15 protein-coding genes are annotated in these 15,931 nt (G+C 70.9%); 9 read left to right on the plus strand and 6 right to left on the minus strand.

Annotated features, from left to right (window positions below):
• From ACIRYZ_RS41750 to ACIRYZ_RS41760, 3 genes are all read right to left on the minus strand, one after another.
• Window positions 1-216: transposase (locus tag ACIRYZ_RS41750; protein WP_402953888.1), on the minus strand; the 216-nt coding region annotated here is incomplete at its 3' end.
• Between the two features lie 604 nt (window positions 217-820).
• Entirely contained in the window at window positions 821-1,768 is a 948-nt protein-coding gene (locus ACIRYZ_RS41755; RefSeq protein WP_402953889.1) for a hypothetical protein, read from the minus strand.
• Between the two features lie 14 nt (window positions 1,769-1,782).
• Window positions 1,783-2,622, minus strand: a complete 840-nt coding sequence (locus ACIRYZ_RS41760; protein WP_402953890.1) for a papain-like cysteine protease family protein — start codon at window positions 2,620-2,622, stop codon at window positions 1,783-1,785.
• A 1,415-nt stretch (window positions 2,623-4,037) separates the two neighbouring features.
• Here ACIRYZ_RS41760 and ACIRYZ_RS41765 point away from each other — a divergent pair.
• Window positions 4,038-5,519, plus strand: a complete 1,482-nt coding sequence (locus ACIRYZ_RS41765; protein ID WP_402953891.1) for an amidase — start codon at window positions 4,038-4,040, stop codon at window positions 5,517-5,519.
• A gap of 18 nt (window positions 5,520-5,537) precedes the next feature.
• On the opposite strand, the gene ACIRYZ_RS41770 is transcribed toward ACIRYZ_RS41765, so the two are convergent.
• A complete protein-coding gene (locus ACIRYZ_RS41770) occupies window positions 5,538-6,182 on the minus strand; it encodes a hypothetical protein (RefSeq protein ID WP_402953892.1) in 645 nt (214 codons plus the stop codon).
• Between the two features lie 188 nt (window positions 6,183-6,370).
• Between ACIRYZ_RS41770 and ACIRYZ_RS41775 the strand changes: the two genes are divergently transcribed.
• From ACIRYZ_RS41775 to ACIRYZ_RS41785, 3 genes are all read left to right on the plus strand, one after another.
• A complete protein-coding gene (locus ACIRYZ_RS41775; protein ID WP_402953893.1) occupies window positions 6,371-7,198 on the plus strand; it encodes a helix-turn-helix domain-containing protein in 828 nt (275 codons plus the stop codon).
• 270 nt (window positions 7,199-7,468) lie between these two features.
• On the plus strand, window positions 7,469-7,561 hold the full coding sequence (locus ACIRYZ_RS41780; RefSeq protein ID WP_402953894.1) for a TOBE domain-containing protein: 93 nt from the start codon (window positions 7,469-7,471) through the stop codon (window positions 7,559-7,561).
• A 97-nt stretch (window positions 7,562-7,658) separates the two neighbouring features.
• Window positions 7,659-8,261 (plus strand): hypothetical protein, encoded by a 603-nt coding sequence (locus tag ACIRYZ_RS41785; RefSeq protein WP_402953895.1) that lies wholly within the window; start codon window positions 7,659-7,661, stop codon window positions 8,259-8,261.
• A 16-nt stretch (window positions 8,262-8,277) separates the two neighbouring features.
• Here ACIRYZ_RS41785 and ACIRYZ_RS41790 read toward each other — a convergent pair whose 3' ends face one another.
• Window positions 8,278-9,369, minus strand: a complete 1,092-nt coding sequence (locus ACIRYZ_RS41790; RefSeq protein WP_402953896.1) for a hypothetical protein — start codon at window positions 9,367-9,369, stop codon at window positions 8,278-8,280.
• Window positions 9,370-10,143: 774 nt separating this feature from the next.
• Between ACIRYZ_RS41790 and ACIRYZ_RS41795 the strand changes: the two genes are divergently transcribed.
• Genes ACIRYZ_RS41795 through ACIRYZ_RS41815 form a run of 5 tightly spaced genes read left to right on the plus strand, consistent with a single transcriptional unit; the run spans window position 10,144 to window position 14,327 of the window.
• Entirely contained in the window at window positions 10,144-10,704 is a 561-nt protein-coding gene (locus ACIRYZ_RS41795) for an RNA polymerase sigma factor (protein WP_402953897.1), read from the plus strand.
• Complete coding sequence (locus tag ACIRYZ_RS41800) at window positions 10,701-11,528, plus strand: zf-HC2 domain-containing protein (protein WP_402953898.1); 828 nt, start codon at window positions 10,701-10,703, stop codon at window positions 11,526-11,528. The genes ACIRYZ_RS41795 and ACIRYZ_RS41800 overlap by 4 nt, the downstream gene beginning before the upstream one ends.
• A gap of 32 nt (window positions 11,529-11,560) precedes the next feature.
• Window positions 11,561-12,370, plus strand: coding sequence for an ABC transporter ATP-binding protein (locus ACIRYZ_RS41805; RefSeq protein ID WP_402953899.1), 810 nt, complete (start codon window positions 11,561-11,563; stop codon window positions 12,368-12,370).
• Window positions 12,367-13,764, plus strand: a complete 1,398-nt coding sequence (locus ACIRYZ_RS41810) for a hypothetical protein (RefSeq protein ID WP_402953900.1) — start codon at window positions 12,367-12,369, stop codon at window positions 13,762-13,764. Before ACIRYZ_RS41805 ends, ACIRYZ_RS41810 begins: the two co-directional genes overlap by 4 nt.
• Window positions 13,761-14,327: a hypothetical protein gene (locus ACIRYZ_RS41815; protein WP_402953901.1), complete on the plus strand. Its 567-nt coding sequence runs from the start codon at window positions 13,761-13,763 to the stop codon at window positions 14,325-14,327. Before ACIRYZ_RS41810 ends, ACIRYZ_RS41815 begins: the two co-directional genes overlap by 4 nt.
• Before the next feature lie 508 nt (window positions 14,328-14,835).
• On the opposite strand, the gene ACIRYZ_RS41820 is transcribed toward ACIRYZ_RS41815, so the two are convergent.
• Window positions 14,836-15,387, minus strand: a complete 552-nt coding sequence (locus tag ACIRYZ_RS41820) for a SecY-interacting protein Syd (RefSeq protein ID WP_402953902.1) — start codon at window positions 15,385-15,387, stop codon at window positions 14,836-14,838.
• Between the last annotated feature and the right edge of the window lie 544 nt (window positions 15,388-15,931).

Here is a 15,931-nt window from a genome sequence, read left to right on the forward strand (position 1 = left end):
GGTCAGCCGGTCGTCCCGTTCGCCCCGGTCCGCCTCGTCCTGGCGGATCCAGTTACGCAGGGCCTCGTGGTGCACGCCCAGGTCGCGGGCCATCTTGCAGATCACCGGCTTCGGGTCGGCAGTGCGATACACCGCAACTCCGTTGCACGGTAGGAAAGTCAGGCAGGGGTGGCAGCTTACGGTTATGACTTCCCTGGCTTCTGGCCACTGTGGCATGCATGACCTCTTGGCAGCATTCGAAGGGCTGCCTGAACGGGGTAGTCCGCAGCAGCTGCGCCGCGGCTACTGAGCAAAAGACAGCGTGGTCGACAAGTCCGCGGCCCATTGCCAATGGTTCGGCCACGGGCCGCTCACGCGGGGACGGACCGCCCTATGACTCCGGGGACGCCCACCACGGTGGTGACGGGAACTACGTGCCGAGCGGTGCCACAGCAGCATGACGCGGCCTGGTTCGCCTTGTGCTGAGAAGCACGATCCACCGGAGGAGCTTTACGATGCCCGAACGGAGGGGCACCTGGTCGTCGTGCCGACCAGTATGGCAGGGTGGGGGCCATGGCACGTGTGGCGAATCCCGCGGCGTGGCGTTCGGTACGCGGGGCGGTCCTGCGACCACGGCCAAGTGGGGGGGCGGCGACCCGTGCCCTTCCCGGCATCGTTGCCGCACGACGGCGGACGCCTGGACTCGGCTGAAGGCCTGTCGGCCCTGGCCGGGCCGTGGCTCTCGAAGCTGCGCACCCTCTACTGCTCGGGGAGCACGAGGCACCGGGCGCCCAAGGGCGTGTTGTCCGTCGCCCGGTTCCTCGTGTCCGCCGTTCGGGTGTCAGTCCGTCGGTGCGCCGCGGCCGCGACGGCGCAGGCGCAGGCAGAATCCCGCGGCACCGGCCAGCACGGCGGCGCCGACCGCCGGCAGCTGCCATGACGTCGGGGACGACTGATCAGCAGAGGTCGACGAGGTCGTCGGACTCTGCGTCTCTGATGGTGCTTCGGGCAGGACCTGGGGCGGCGTTCCGGGCGGCGACCCGGCTGCTGTCCCCGTGCCGTCGAGCAGCCCGAACCCTCCGGCGAGCCCGTTCCGGTCGTAGCCGGATCCGGGGAGCTTGTCCGCGTACCGACCCGTCACCAGCTTCTGGTAGGCGGCCAGCGGGAGGCTCTGTCTGCCGCCGAGGCCTGTGGTGGCCTCGCTGTTGAGCGGCTCGACGTCGCCGCTCGCGGTGAGCCGGTACCAGGCGTGGATCTGCGGCTCGGTGAAGGTGCGGGCGTCGGAGGTAGTGCGTTCGGCGAGCTTGAGCTCGTTGTCACCGTCCTGGATGCCCGCCAGCCGCCAGCCGCCGGCCTTGTCCGGCGGAGCGAGCAGTACGGCGGCCTGGTGACCGTCGGCCGCGCTCACCCGCGAGGCGAGGTAGGACAGCCTGAGCGCGTTCTGCGGTGTCGGCTGGGCCTTGCCCGCCACGAAGTCCACCGACAGCTCGTACATCGGAACCGGGTCCTTGAGCTGGAACGACGGTGGCGCGGCGACCGCGTTCGGGGTGTTCGGCCGACCGCCCGCACTGCCGCCGTCGGCGCCGGTTCCGGTTCCGGGGGCGGTCGCCGTCCTCGCGGCGCCGAGGAAGCGGGAGACGGTGTCGTGCGTCTGTCCGGAGCGCAGCACCTGCTGAGCGGCGCCGTAGTCGGGGACATCGCCCCCGCTGTCGGCCCGGGCTGTCGTGGCGGCGGCACCGACGCTCACGAGTGCGGCGGTGGTGAGGGCAACCACCTTCAGTGTCCTCATGGTTGGTTGTCTCCTCACGCGTGGATGCCGACCCGCGAGTGGGTCCATCGGAACGAGCCGTTGCTGACGTAGGTATTGAAGTTCCACCAGGTGTACGTCTGCGTACTGGGCCACGGGTCGCCCACGGCGATCATGTTGCTGGTGCTGTCGTAGCCGTAGATGACGTTCATGTGCCCGCCGCCCGAGGTCCAGCCGATGCGCACCGCGAACGGCCGCCCGTTGGCTATCTCATTGGTGACCTCGTTGAACGAGGCGTTGCGGTTCAGGTCGTAGCCGCTGTTGCGGAAGCCCATGGCGGACAGACCGTTGGCCATGTCGTCGAGTGTGGCGGGCCGGTCGTTGCAGTCCAGCCAGCGGCCCTGCTGGGCGAGGCGGCAGAAGTCGTACTGGTTGTACTGGTTGTAACCCCAGTAGGTGGCGACCGTCAGGCCGGAGGCGTCCCAGCACCACTCGTCCTGGACCTGCTTCTGCATGGTGATGTCGAGTGCTGTCCAGCTGGTGGGCCGGGTGGAGCTGCAGAGCGGCAGGTTCCCGGTGTCCTCGCTGATGAAGGCGTCGGCGATGTAGTAGGCGCCGGACCAGATCCAGCGGTTGTCGTTCTCGACGGTGTCCCCCGTGGTGCGGCAGATCATCGGGATGCGGTCGCCCGGTGCGGCCTGGCCGGAGACCCGGGCCGAAAGTGAGGGGAGCACACGTTCGTTGACGGTGCTGTAGTTCCCCTGTCCACCGATGACGGTTCCCTTGACCAGCCCCGCCTGGGCCACGGCACCGATGCCCAGCGCGGCCGCGGCGGCCAGCACGGCGGCGATTGCCGTCACGGCCGCCCGACGTGATTTCCTGCGGTGTCTGCTCATGCGTCAGATCTCACTCCCCGTTAGGTGAAACCGAATGCGGGGGAGTCTGGCAGAGCCGCGTCAAAACCGGAACGAAGAAGTCCGGGCGACTTTGTGGCTACGCGCATAGATGGTGAGTGTCCGGCGTCAATAGGCGGTACCTGAAGGCTGGTTGTCGATCAGTGGCTTCAGTGGTCTAGTCCACTGTTATCTTATTGTTATCCGCCGTGGCCATATTTCAGGCTGTGAAATTTCACAGAGTGAGTGCAATGTTACTCACGATGACGGTTTCAGAAGGGGAAATTCAGGGGTCCGAAGAAGGGCTTATGCAGGGCCCGGTCGAGCCACTGCGGGAGGGGGTCTATGGATCGGGGCCCGCCGGGGAGCGGAGGGCCCCGGCCGGGCCGGTTCGCGCCGTGCGGACACAGGTGGTTGGGGCCCGGGCGGCTACCCGCGCGGCGCGGGCTGGGAGGGGCGGTGAGCCGATTGGGTGATCACGCTCGGCCGGAGGTCGGGTCCATGGGGCGGGCGAGGGCGCGTGCGCCGGGCGCGGTCTTGCCGTCGTGCGCCCGCTCGTTGCTGACGGCGGGCACGCAGCCCGCCGGTCGAGCGGGTGGTGCGCAGGGACAGGCCGGCGTCCACGTGTGCGATCTGGCCGGGCAGCTGCGGGCTGAGCTGCCGCCGGTCTCCGGCGCGGCGGATGAAGACCCTCGCACGTCTCGACCGACTCCTGGGTGCCCCTTGGGATCGTTGCGAACCGCAGAGCCAAGCCCTCTGCCAGGCCTTCGCTTCATGGTAGTTGGCTAAAAAGTGGCGCGTTCTGTACACCCGGATACAGCGTCGATCGGGTTCGGACTCAGCGGTGGAGTTCACGGCTGTGCAGCGCGCTCGCGGAGGCAATGACAGGGTGTACAGCGGGTTCGGTGGCTGTCGCCAGTAGTTCTACCCGAGGGACGGAGAGCGGGCGGCGGTCGGCCCCTGTGGGACTGGGAAGGTGCTGCAGGGGCCAGTCGCCCGTTCGACCGTGGCGTGCGTGCCGCCACCTACTCCGCTGGGACCGCCATCACAGGTGCCTGCGCCGCGGCCGACAGCTGTTCGCGGGGACGTTCGCCGTGCGGCCGCCGGCGCTCGCGGTTGCCGCGTCAACGGTCATGGGCGCCGGTGGCGCCGCGGCGCTGACATCCTGTTCAGCATGATGGGACTGGCGCCGACCACCGCGATCAGCAGCAGGGCCGACGTGCTCGTGGAACAAGCCCTTGGCCTGGCGGCGTCGAGTGCGGGAATCGGTCGACCGGGGAGGTGGCGTGGGCGCTGAATCCGGCCATGCTGACCCCGTGCAGCGGGCCGGGCAGGGGCGGGATGGCGACGTCCCAGAGCGCCGCGGTGGATTGCATGGCCGCAGGCTACGCGACATTCGTCCAAGACGGGGAGGCGCGGTGGCGAGCACGATCGTCCGCACACCCGACCGGAGAGGACCGTTCGTGATGACCGACCCGTACATCGAGGCCGTCGAACTCGCCGCTGCCATCCGGCGGAAGGAGGTGAACCCGGTCGAGGTGGCCGACGGCTACCTCGCGCGGATGGACGAGCTGGACCCTGAGCTGAACGCCTTCTGCCACCGGGACGACGAGGCCGTCCGCAAGGCCGCCGCGGCGGCCGCCGATGCCGTGGTGCGCGCCGCCTCCGCCGAGGGGCTGCCGCCGTTCCTCGGCGTGCCGCTGCCCGTCAAGGATCTGCTGGACGTGGCGGGTTGGCCCACCACGTACGGATCCGCCGGAGCCGGGCGGGCCCCGGCGGCGGCGTCGGACCCGGTGGTGCAGCGGTTCGTCGACGCGGGGTTCGTGCTGCTCGGCAAGACCACCACCTCGGAGTTCGGCGCGGTGCCCTTCACCGAGAGCGAGACGCTGGGCATCTCGCGCAACCCGTGGGCGCCGGACCGTACGCCGGGCGGTTCGTCGAGCGGGGCGGGCGTGGCGGTCGCGGCCGGGATGGCGCCGATCGCGCACGCCGAGGACGGGGGAGGGTCGATCCGAATTCCGGCTTCCTGCAACGGACTTGTCGGCCTCAAGCCGACCAGGGGCCGGATCAGCGGCGCGAGCGTCCTGGTGGAGGGGCTGGCCACCAGCGGGGTGGTGACCCGCTCGGTGGCCGACACCGCGGCCGCCCTCGACGTGCTCGCCCGGCACGACCCGGCCACCTGGTGGTCGCAGCCGACCCCGGCCGGCTCCTTCGCGGCCCTGGCCGCGGCCGAGCCGCCGGCCGGCCTGCGGATCGGCGTGCTCACCGACTCCCCGGTCGAGGGGATCCCCGTCGACCCGGCCTGCGTGGCTGCCGTCGACCTCGCCCTGCGGGCCCTCGAAGCGGCCGGCCACCACGTGGTCGACACCCGCCTGCCGCTGCCCCCGACCGAGGAGCTGGTCGCGGCCTTCACCGCGATCTGGAACACCGCCGCCGCCGGTGTCCCCCTCGCCCACCCGGACCGGATCGAGCCGCACAACCGCGCCCTGCGCGAGGCCGCCCAGTCGGTCGACTCCTGGACCTACGGGCAGGCGGTGCAGCGGACCCAGCAGCTCTCCCGCCGGATCGTGGAGGGCTTCGTGGCCGGGTTCGACCTGCTCGTGACGCCCACGATGGCCTGCCTCCCGCCGCTGGTCGGCAGCTTCGGGACGGGCACCGAGGAGAATCCGCTGCGGCCGCTGCTGAACAGCTACCCGATGGGCGTGTTCACCTCGGTCTTCAACGTGACCGGCCAGCCCGCGATCTCCGTCCCCCTGCACCACGACGAGGCGACCGGCCTGCCGGTGGGCGTCCAGCTGGTGGCCGCCCCGTGGCGCGAGGACCTGCTGCTCCAGGCGGCCCGCACCCTCGAACTCGCCCACCCGTGGGTCGGCCGCCGTCCGTCGGTGCGGGCGCGGTGACTGGTTTCTGGCGTGTCGTCAGACGATCTCGGTGATCTTTCCGTCCAGCGTCGCGCGGACCTGCTTGTTGGCGCGGGTGCCGTCGACGTTGACAATGATCTGGATGGTGCTCGAGAACGGAAGGTTGCGCTGGATGATGGCTCCGCCGGCCTTGCCGCCCTCGACCTTCGACGCGGCGGCCGCCCCGGCGAGCACCTTGGCGAGCGCCTCGGGCTTGACCTCGGTGCTGTCGAAGAGGTTCTCCTTGAGGACGGCGCCGGGGTCGTCGCTGCCGGTGGTGCTGAGCTTGACGGGCTGCGGCTCCATGACGCCCCCGTCGCGGTAGGTGAACTTGTTGACCTCGGTGGGCTTCGCGGGGTCGGCGGCCTCGACCGAGACGAAGTCCGGGAACACGTCGATCTTGAGGACTTTCATCGGCGACGCGCCCACCTTCTTGGCCAGCGCCTGGAGGGCCTGGTCGATGGCCGGTGCGGTGAACAGGTCCGCCTTGGCCGTGGCGCTCGCGGCGGTGCTGGCGCTCGCGGGAGCCGTGGCGCTTGCGGTGGCCGTGGTGCTTGCGGCGGAGGTCGGGTTCGTCACGGAGCTGACGGCCGAGCAGCCGGAGAGCGTCACAGCGACGGCGAGGGAGAGCGTGAGGGTGGCAATGCTGGAACGGCGGGACATGTGAGCGTTCTCCAGTGAATGAAACGAGTAGTGCCGACCGGTCAGAGGGGAGTCGGATGTACCGCTCCGTCGACGGCCTCGATGTACGGGTCGGTCATCACGAACGGTCCTCTCCGGCCGGGTGTGCGGACGATCGTGCTCGCCACCGCGCCTCCCCGTCTTGGACGAATGTCGCGTAGCCTGCGGCCATGCAATCCACTGCGGCGCTCTGGGACGTCGCCATCCCGTCCCTGCCCGGCCCGCTGCGCGGGGTCAGCATGGCCGGATTCAGCGACCACGCCACCTCCCCGGTCGACCTGGACGTGGTCCCCTTCCCGGCCGTCACCATGGCCCTCGACTTCGGCGACGGGATACTCGCCGTCGAGGACAGCACCGGCGGACGGCAGCACGGCACCGCGGTCCTCGGCCTCGGCGCCAGCGGCGTCCGCACGCACAACCGAGGCATCGAGTGCCTCCAGATCCGGCTGTCGCCGCTGGTCGCCCACGCCGTGCTCGGCTCACCGGCCGAGCTCGTCTCCCTGGACGACCTCTGGGGGCGCGAGGCCACCCGCATCCGGGAACAGCTGCGCGCCACCGCGTCCTGGGACGACCGCTTCGCGCTGGCGGCCACCGCACTCGCCCGACGGTACGAAGCAGGCCGCCCGGTCGATCCCGAACTCCGCTTCGCCTGGGGCGAGTTGGTGCGCACCATCGGCGCGGTCCGGATCGAGGACCTGGCCGCCGAGACCGGCTGGAGCCGCAAACGCCTCTGGTCACGCTTCCGCACCCAGCTCGGCCTCACCCCGAAGCGGGCCGCCCAGCTCATCCGCTTCGACCACGCCGCCCACCGCCTGGCGGCCGGCCAGCGCCCCAGCCAGGTCGCCGCCGAGTCCGGCTACGCCGACCAGTCCCACCTGAACCGCGACACCGCCACCTTCGCCGGAACGACCCCGACGGCCGTCGCGCAGGCCGCCTGGCTCACCATCGACGAGATCGCCTGGGCCCGCCCGGCCTATCTCCAACCGGGGAAGTTGTAACAACCACCGGCTACCATCCGCCCCATGACGGGTTCGGTCAGCCTCCGAACCTTGACCGGCTCAGCCACCATGCCTCCCCACACCGGATCGGATGTCCACCGACTTCGACGACCGGATCCTCGCCGCGATCGGCGAGTGCGAACGCGTCGGGTTCCACGTGGTCTTCGCCTCCGCCCGGCCGATCCGGGACCTGCTCCCCGCCCTCGACGGCTCCTTCCCGACTGCAACCAGATCCCCGGTGCCGTCACCTCGGTCACCGTCGGCGAGGCCATGGCCACCGTCAAGGCCCGACTGCAGGGCGGCCAGGTCATCACCGCGGCGGTCACCTTGGACGCAGTGAAGGGTCTCGGCCTGGCCGACTGATGAAGCGACATCCACCCGAGGGCTCGCACGACGCCTGAGCGGAGGGTCGCCTGGCCGTCGCGCCAGCCGCCAGGGCAGGGTAGGGCCTATGGCAAGTGTGGCGAATCCCGAGGTGTGGCGCTCGGTGCGTGAGGCGGCGTTGCCACAGGTGCCCGCTGAGAGTGAGGGCGTCATGCTCTCGGTCCTGGGCACCCGTGCCCTTCTGCTGCACCGGGTTGACGAGACCGAGCACCGCAGGCGCCAGGCAACCGATGCCGAGCGGCTGGACAGAATCTCTGCGTTGGAGTGCTTGCTCAGCCTTCCGGTCGGCCTTCCCCTTCCTGCGGGTTCTCTCCCGGAGCAGGCCGAGGTTCGTAACCTCCCGCGCGGAGCAGTGGAGTGGAACACGGATCTGGTGACGCGCCGGGCGGTCCGGCCGCTCACCATTGACCTCGCGGTCGTGCGGGCGGCAGATCGGCGGACGGGCCTGGAGCGTGCAGGCCGGTTCGCACCGTTCTGCCGCCGAGCCGTCCTTCTCGACGAGGACCCGCGCGCACGTTTGGATGAGACCGTGGCGGAGGCCGCCTTCTACGGCATCGGCGTGCTCGTCAATGAGCCGAACGGGGTCCGGATGGCCCTGGAACCCGAGCCGTACCGGCCTCAACGGCACACCGCCGCGGCGTGGCACTTCGTCGAGGAGCTGTACCGTCGACTTCGCTGAGTCGCCCGCTCGCCCGTCAGTCGGGTCCCGCACAGGCCGGCGCCGAGGGCGCCGCATCGAGGAGGGACCACCTCAGCAGCTGCGGCTGGACCTTGAAGCCGTTCGGCTGCCGGATGGCGGCGTTTACGAGCGGGTATCGGTTCACCGCGGCACGGCAGCGCTCCTGCCACCACCGCTGGCGGTCTGGCCCGATCGCCATGGTCTGTAACGTCCGCTGCCAGGACATCAGCACGGCCGTGTTGTGCTGCGCCGCCGGCCGGACGTCGCGGTTGGTCGGGAAGCTGTCCAGCGGCCGACGTCCGCAGGCCGCGCACTCGCACACGGGTGCGTGCGTCGCGGCGAAGCGGCGTGCGAGGGTCTTGCCGAGGAACAAGGCCATCAATTCGGGGAACAGCACGGCCGGGGAGTCGGCGAACCCCGAGCTCTTCGCGGGCTCGCCGGGCGGGACGACGTGCCGGAAGCGGCCCGAGAGCCCGTAGCCGGCGAACACCGCACCCCGTGCCAGCGCGCCGAACGCCGCGAGATCGGCTCGTAGCAGCGCGGTTCGCGGTACCTGGGCCAGTACTTGCGCCAGTCCGGTGAGCGACTCGGGGAAGCTTGCCAGCGGGTCCAACTGGCCGCCGAGCATGACGGCTTTCATCCCCGGTGCCACGCCCAGTTCTTCTATGAGCCGGCCGACGAGGTCGCCGCGCAGCCAGCCGACGTCGATCGGGAGGGTGAGCACGATCCGGGGGTCCTCGCGCGCCGACACCTCGCGAACAGCAGCCCGTACGGCGGCCGTGTCCCCAGCCCGGAGGTATCCGGTCGGCGTGAGCGCCGCCGTTGCGCCGACGGCGAGTTGCTCCTGGACCGCTTGGCCGAGCGGATCTGCGGCGGGCAGCTCGTCGGTTCGCGACAGGTAGGGCTCCCTCGCCGTCGCGACGCCGTCCTCGTAGAACGCCGGGTCGGCGATGAGCACACCTGCGTAGTCGTCGTTCCGCAGCTCGGATGCCTTCCTGAGGGCCTTCGGTCCACTGATCACGAGCCCGCTGAGGGTGGGGTCGAGCTGGTCCCGTACGAACCCCACCCGGGAAGCGTCCACCTGGATCAGCAGCCGGTCGGTGAGCAACTCCGGTCGAGTAAAACGGGCTTGGTCGATGACCTGGGACCTGGGACGTCGGGAGGACCCACGGGGACGGGGGAGCGGGAGGGAGGAGTCGGACATGGCCTCGCCTTCGAATCGGCGGAAACACTCGACGACGTACTCGTGACTCCACTGTACGGAGCGGACTGACACTCCGAAGTCTGCGGCTACACCAATCACTGTAGAAAAGAAAACACGGGAGTTGGCCGAAGGTCAGATGATTGCGGCTGGGACGGCCCCCTGTTCGGCGGGGCACAGAAGGCCACACCCATGCTTCGGCCTCGTCCGCGTCGAATTCGAAACCCAGCGCCGCACGCCAAAGGCGTCGTACGCCTGGTGCCGCGACCTGATTGCCGCCCACCAGGTCTGGTGTGAGAGGTAGTTGGGCCCGGCGGCGGGGCGGCACCCGTCGGCTCGATCCAGGTCCGGCGGAGCATTCGAGAAGCACGTCTCGTGGCAGAACACCGCGCGAGGAGCGGTGACAGCAGGGTGGTTCGAGCGGTCGGGCGGCCTTAACCCGTGGTTCAGCTGCTGGTGAGACCGGACGGCTTGAGCGGGCTCTCCGTGGTGGCGGCGGCCCCGCGGGCGGGTGGCCGGGCTGAGCCTGAACGACCTGGAGGGCGCGAAGTTCCGGCTGATTCGGCCGGATCGGACTCGCCGGTGACCGAACCGGATCGGAGTTGGCGGCCGGAATTCCGAACTGTGACGCAGGTCACGGCGGATGCAGAACCTGCGCGCCGTGCCGGGCGTCTGGCTGGCGTGAGATCACGCAGGAGAGCACTGGACGAGCTGGACGAGGAACGCCTCGTCCGGCTGGTGGCCAGAGGTGACCGCGGGGCGTTCGACGAGTTGTACCGGCGCACGTCGCCGTGGCTGGCGGTGCGGTTGCGCCGCCGCTGCGCGGACGAGCAGATCGTCGCCGAGGTCATGCAGGAGACCTATCTGGCGGTGTGGCGCGCGGCCGACGCGTTCGCAGGGAGCGCGGTCGGCGGGACGGCCGTCGGGTGGCTGTGGACGATCGCGGCGCGCCGCCTCGTCGACGCGTTCCGGCGCCGTGCCCACCACGCCGAACCGCCGGTCGCCGCCGCCGAGCGGACGGTGGTGCCCGCGGCGGAGGACGAGGCACTCGCCGGGACCGTCGGCGGCGACGTCGGCGACGCCCTGCGGCGACTGGCGCCGGAACTCCGAGAGGTACTGCAGGCCACGGTGCTCGACGGGCTCTCCGTCCGGGAGACCGCCGTCCTGCTCAGACTGCCCGAAGGCACGGTCAAGACCCGCGCCCGCCGGGCCCGGATCGCGATGCGGGAGGCGCTGGCATGAGCGGGGAACACGCGTCGAGGCGGTTGATCGACGACTACGCACGTGGTGACGCAACGATGGCCGCGGACACGGTATGGGCGTTGGAGGCTCATCTGGAGACGTGCGCTCCGTGCCGGGGCCACCTGGCTGTCTCCGTGGCCATCGAGGCGCCCGACATCACCGCGGTCCTCGACACCGTCCGGGCCGGTCTGGAACCGCAGCTGGACGCTGCCGTCAGGGCGCCCTCGCGGCGACACCGCCCGAGGTGGGTCTCGGCCTGGCTGACGCCGGCCATGGCCCCGTGGCTGGCCATGACCGTCGTCGTCACCCTGATCGCGCTGCTGCTGGACGCGGTCGCGTCGCCGACGTTCTTCGGCGGCGCCTCTCCCGTGTTGCCGATCGCGCCCGTGCTGCCGCTGTGCGGTGTCGCCGCATCGTGGTCGCGCGGCATGGACCCGGCACACGAACTGACGGCCTCGACCGCCCGAGCCGGCCTGCCCCTGCTCCTCAGACGCACCACGGCGGTCCTCGTGGTGGTCCTGCCAGGGCTCCTGGTGGGGGGATGGCTGACCGGAACCACGACGGCCGCGCAGTGGCTGCTGCCCTCCCTGGCCTTCACCTCCACCGCCCTGGCGCTGGGCAGCGTGGTCGGTGTGACCCGCGCCGCCCTCGGGCTGCTGATCGCGTGGGGCGTCGTCGTCGTGGTACCCGCGTGGGCCACCGGCCGGACCCCCCTTGCCCTGCGGCTCGTGCTCCAGCCGGACCGGCTGCCCGTGTGGGGGCTGCTCCTCGCGCTCGGGATCGGCGCCGTGATCGCCCGCAGAAACGCGTACTCAACGCTGTGAAACCATCGTCGACCCTCGAAAGGGACCACCGCATGACACCTGTGACGAGCGCGGCCGACACCGCGCCGAAGACCTACGCCTGGGAGATCCGGGCCAGCGGCCTGAGAGTACGCGTCGGACGGAAGAAGACGGCCGTCGACGGGCTCGACCTCTCCCTGGGCATCGGCGCCCACGGCCTCCTGGGGCCCAACGGAGCGGGAAAGACCACCCTGATCCGGGCGCTGGCCACCGTGCTGCGCCCCGCCGAGGGCGAACTGGAGCTGCTCGGCACCTCCATGGGCGCGATGGGTGACCACCGGGCCCTGCGTCGCCGGATCGGCTACCTGCCGCAGGATTTCGGCTACTACAAGCGCTTCACGGTGCGTGAGTTCGTCGAGTACATGGCCTGGTTGAAAGAGGTTCCGAAGGCGGCCGTCCCCGCGGCCGTCCAGCGGGCCGTGGAACGGGTGGGCCTGGCGGACCGCGCCGACCATCGGATGAAGACTCTGTCCGGCGGCATGGTGCGGCGCGCCGGCATCGCCCAGGCCATCGTCAACGACCCCGCGGTACTGCTGCTGGACGAGCCGACGGCCGGCCTGGACCCGGCACAGCGGCTGCGCTTCCGCGAGTTGCTGCAGGAACTGGGCCGCGACACCTGCGTGGTCGTCTCCACCCACCTGGTCGAGGACGTCGCGGCCGCCTGCTCCGACGTGGTGCTCTTCGCCGACGGCCGCCTCGTCTTCCAGGGCACGCCGGACGACCTGGCCGCGGCGGGCGGTCCCGAGTACCCGGGCGACAGCCCCCTGGAGCGCGGCTACTCGGCGCTGCTCCACAACTCCGGGCGGCAGGGGGGCACCTGGTGAACGGACGTGTCCTGCGCATCGAACTGAAGCGCTCCGTCGCCCCGTGGGCCGGCATCGTCGTCCTGGGAGGCAGCCTGGCAGTCTTCTGCCTGATCGACGGGATCTGGTGGAAGGGCAACGCGGGGTGGACGGCCCAGTGGACGTCCATGGCCATGTGGACCCGGTACCTGCTGGGCTTCTGGTGGCCGCTCGTGGCGGGCGTGGGGGCGGTGTACGGGCTGCGCGACTCCCGCTCGCGGATGGCCGAACTGCTGACGACCACGCCGCTGCCGGGCTGGCGCCGTGCGGCGCTGCCGGCTGGCGCGACGGCGCTCGCGCTGGCGTCGGGCTTCGGTCTCCTCGTCCTCGTGGGCGGAGTCCAGGTGGCCCTCGGCGCCACCACCTACACGAGTCTCGGCTGGCTGCCGATCTCGCTGGTGGCGGCGCTGTCCCTCGTCGCGGGGGCCGTGTTCGGCATGGGCGTCGCGCGGGCCGTGCCCTCCGTGCTCACCCCGCCGGCCCTGACGGTGTTCCTCTTGCTGGCGACCCTTCTCCTGCGGCCCAGCAACGAGGGGTTACTGCCATCGAGCAGCGCGCCGAACCGGCTCGCCCTGCTGTCCCCGGCGACCTCGGAGCCGCGGGAGGTGCTGCTGACCCTGTCCGGCTCCGTGCACCTCGGCCAGACGCTCTGGTTGCTCGGCCTGCTCGCCACCGGTTTCGCACTGCTGTCGGCCGCCACCCCCCGGGCCCGACTGCTCGCGGTGGCCCCCCTCCTGGCCGGCGCGGCCCTGGCCCTGCTGATCCTCCCGGCCACGGCGCGCGACACCTACGTGGTCGACAAGGCCGCCGCCACCTCGGTCTGCGACGGACCGGTGTGCGTGACGCAGGCCAACCGCTCACACCTGCCCGAACTCGCGCCGCGTGGCAAGGACGCGCTGCGCGTGCTGCACGACGCCCTGGGCGACCAGGCGCCCACCTCGGTGCGGGAGGACACCCGGCTGCACGCGCTCGGCGACGAACGCCGACCTTCCGGCGACGCGGTGCTGGTCGACTTCGACGACCCGCTGATCGCCCGTGCGACGGGGGCGGAACTGACCCGCCTCCTGGTCGCCCAGGGCCTGGCACCGAACTGCGCACCGCGCACCACGTGGGAGGGCCGGGGGCAGCTCGACATCCCCGTCCAGAGCATCGTCGCGAGCTGGGCCCTCGGCGACCGCCGGTTCGAAGCGCTGCAGAGGCCGGACACCTACGCGTACTCGGAACGTACATGGGCGGACACCGACGTCGCCTGGCAGCGGCTGATGGCGATGCCACTGGCCGAGCAGCGCTCGCGGATCGCCGAGGTGCACACCGCCGCTCTCTCCTGCACGGGGTACAACGAGCTTTCGATGCTGGCGGGGGAGACGTCGCGATGAGGTGGCTGACCTTGTACGCGCGTTCACGGCAGATGCCCGCCTCGGCCGCCGCGGTCCTGCTGGTGGCGCTGGCGGTGTGGGCCCTCAACGGCTCGGGCCCGCTGGACCTGGGGATGGCGGTCCTGGTCCTCACCGCGAACGTGGCAGCCGCTTCCGTCGGGCTCGGCGGGCCGGACGTCGTGCTGGAGAGGACGGCCGCGATCCGGTGGCTGCCCCGCCGGGCGGCGCACGTGCTGCTGATCGGCGCGTTCGCCGGTGCGGCGCTGCTGACGGTCCAGGGGGCGGGAGTGAGGCTCGCCCCCACCGAGGTCGTCGTCCGGGACAGCGCGGGCCTGGTCGGCCTGGCCGCGCTCGGGGCGGTGCTGTGCGGGGCACACTTCGCATGGACCCTGCCGATCGGCTGGCTCGCCGTCACCCTCCTCGTCCCGGTTCCGCCCGGCACCGCGGGACAGGTGGTCAACTGGATGATCTTTCCCCCCGGCACGGCGGCGTCCACCGGGACCGCGTGGGCCCTGTTGGTGACCGGCACCGTGGTGTACGCCGTAGCAGGACCAAGACGGTGACGGGCACGACCCCTGGAGTTCGTGGGGTTCCCGCGCGTCCTCCCCGTACCAGGCCCGCAGCGGGACCACGCCGCGCAGGACCAGGTGCTGCGCCCAGTCGGACTGCGCGATCGCGTTCAGCACGGTGTCGAGCGCCTCGCAGCGCGCGGCCCGCCAGCGCTCGGCCGTCCCCGGGTCCGCGAAGGATGGCTCGCTGGGGCGCATCGGTTTTGAGTTGTGTGCCAACGCGGGATCGAAGACCGATTGTTGGGCTATCCAGGGGTCCTCGATCAGGCGCAGGCTGCGGGGCAGCCAGGCCCGCTCCGGGCTGTCCTCCTCCGGCAGCCGGTTCGGCAACCGGAGGCCGCTCCACTGGGACGGGATGGAGTCGCACTCGGTGACGGTTCAGCCGATCGGGCGGCCGGTCATCGTGAACTCTCCTCCTGGCACGGCCGCGTGGTGTCGACCAACCGCTCGATGCCGGGGGCGCGAGGACGCCCACACGACATGCGGGAGATCGCTCCGCCGGTCACAGGTCCGCCAGGAACTGCGCCAGCGACGGCGAGACCTTCCGGCCACCCCGGTGGCCGATCTCCTGGAGCAGGATGCTGCCGGTGGCGTTGTCGAGCACGAAGAACAGGTCGCCATAGGTGCCGGCGACCGGGAAGGTGATGTCGCCGTCGGACTCCGCCGCCTGGCGGCGTGCGTGTTCGGCCAGACCATGCACCGTTCGCTGTAGCTCTCCCTCGTTCCACACGGTGCAGAGCGACACCGTCTCCCCGGAGTGCTCCAACCCGTCCACCAGGCCACACCAGAAGCTGCCATAGAGGGCCGGCACATCCGGATGCAGCGTCGTGCCGATCCCGGTGAGAGCACTCTCGAGCTCGGTGAAGTCCGGGGCTTGCTCCATCGGGACGGGCTTCCACCGGATCATTCCCTCGGGGGTGGGCTCCCCCAGCTGGCACGGGGACTGCCAGTCGGGGTCGTATTCCACAACGTTCAAGCCGGCTTCGTCCAGGCCGGGCCAGAGGTCGTCGAGAAGCAGGGCGCCGAGCCTGGCCCGCGTGCCGTCCTCAGTCAAGTGAACTCCTGTCAACGTGCAGTTCCTACGCTGCCTGTGCACGCTATCCGGCAGGTGTGACAGCGAGTTCGTCGCCCAGCGGGAACTGAAGCCAACATCAGAATCCTCCGCCGCCGACCTGGTCCCGGTGACGTGCCTGGCCCTGCCGGTCCTCGGCCTGATCGAACGCCAGGTCCGACCAGCCATGGGCCGGGAGCAGGCCATGGCCGGGCGCTGTCCGGACCCGGTCGCCTGGTCCTCCGCCTATGGATTTCCCCTCGTCGGTTGATTTGCCGCGAGCTCGCTCTCGCACACGATGGCAGGCTCGAAGGGCGCAGATGGGGACCGCAGTTGTGCGACGCGGCCCCGGGCGGGCCCGGTGAGTCAAGCCCAATAGCACTAGTCCGGCTTGGCTGATCACGGGACGCCTCCGGGCAGCTCCAGCGGGATCCTCCTTGTGCGACCGAATCCGACATCCGGTCATGTTACGGAGGTGATACGCGCCGACAAGGGGGCCGGTCGATATCACGCCATCGACCGCCGAACGCGGCGACCCATCGGAAGC

The sequence above is a fragment of the Kitasatospora sp. NPDC101155 genome, from assembly GCF_044768305.1.
Classification (GTDB): Bacteria; Actinomycetota; Actinomycetes; order Streptomycetales; family Streptomycetaceae; genus Kitasatospora.

Bases quoted from the DNA above. Each gene is read 5' to 3' on its own strand.
- ACIRYZ_RS41755 (WP_402953889.1), bottom strand. From the start codon at position 1,768: ATGAGGACACTGAAGGTGGTTGCCCTCACCACCGCCGCACTCGTGAGC.
- ACIRYZ_RS41760 (WP_402953890.1), bottom strand. From the start codon at position 2,622: ATGAGCAGACACCGCAGGAAATCACGTCGGGCGGCCGTGACGGCAATC.
- ACIRYZ_RS41770 (WP_402953892.1), bottom strand. From the start codon at position 6,182: ATGTCCCGCCGTTCCAGCATTGCCACCCTCACGCTCTCCCTCGCCGTC.
- ACIRYZ_RS41775 (WP_402953893.1), top strand. From the start codon at position 6,371: ATGCAATCCACTGCGGCGCTCTGGGACGTCGCCATCCCGTCCCTGCCC.
- ACIRYZ_RS41780 (WP_402953894.1), top strand. From the start codon at position 7,469: ATGGCCACCGTCAAGGCCCGACTGCAGGGCGGCCAGGTCATCACCGCG.
- ACIRYZ_RS41800 (WP_402953898.1), top strand. From the start codon at position 10,701: ATGAGCGGGGAACACGCGTCGAGGCGGTTGATCGACGACTACGCACGT.
- ACIRYZ_RS41805 (WP_402953899.1), top strand. From the start codon at position 11,561: ATGACACCTGTGACGAGCGCGGCCGACACCGCGCCGAAGACCTACGCC.
- ACIRYZ_RS41815 (WP_402953901.1), top strand. From the start codon at position 13,761: ATGAGGTGGCTGACCTTGTACGCGCGTTCACGGCAGATGCCCGCCTCG.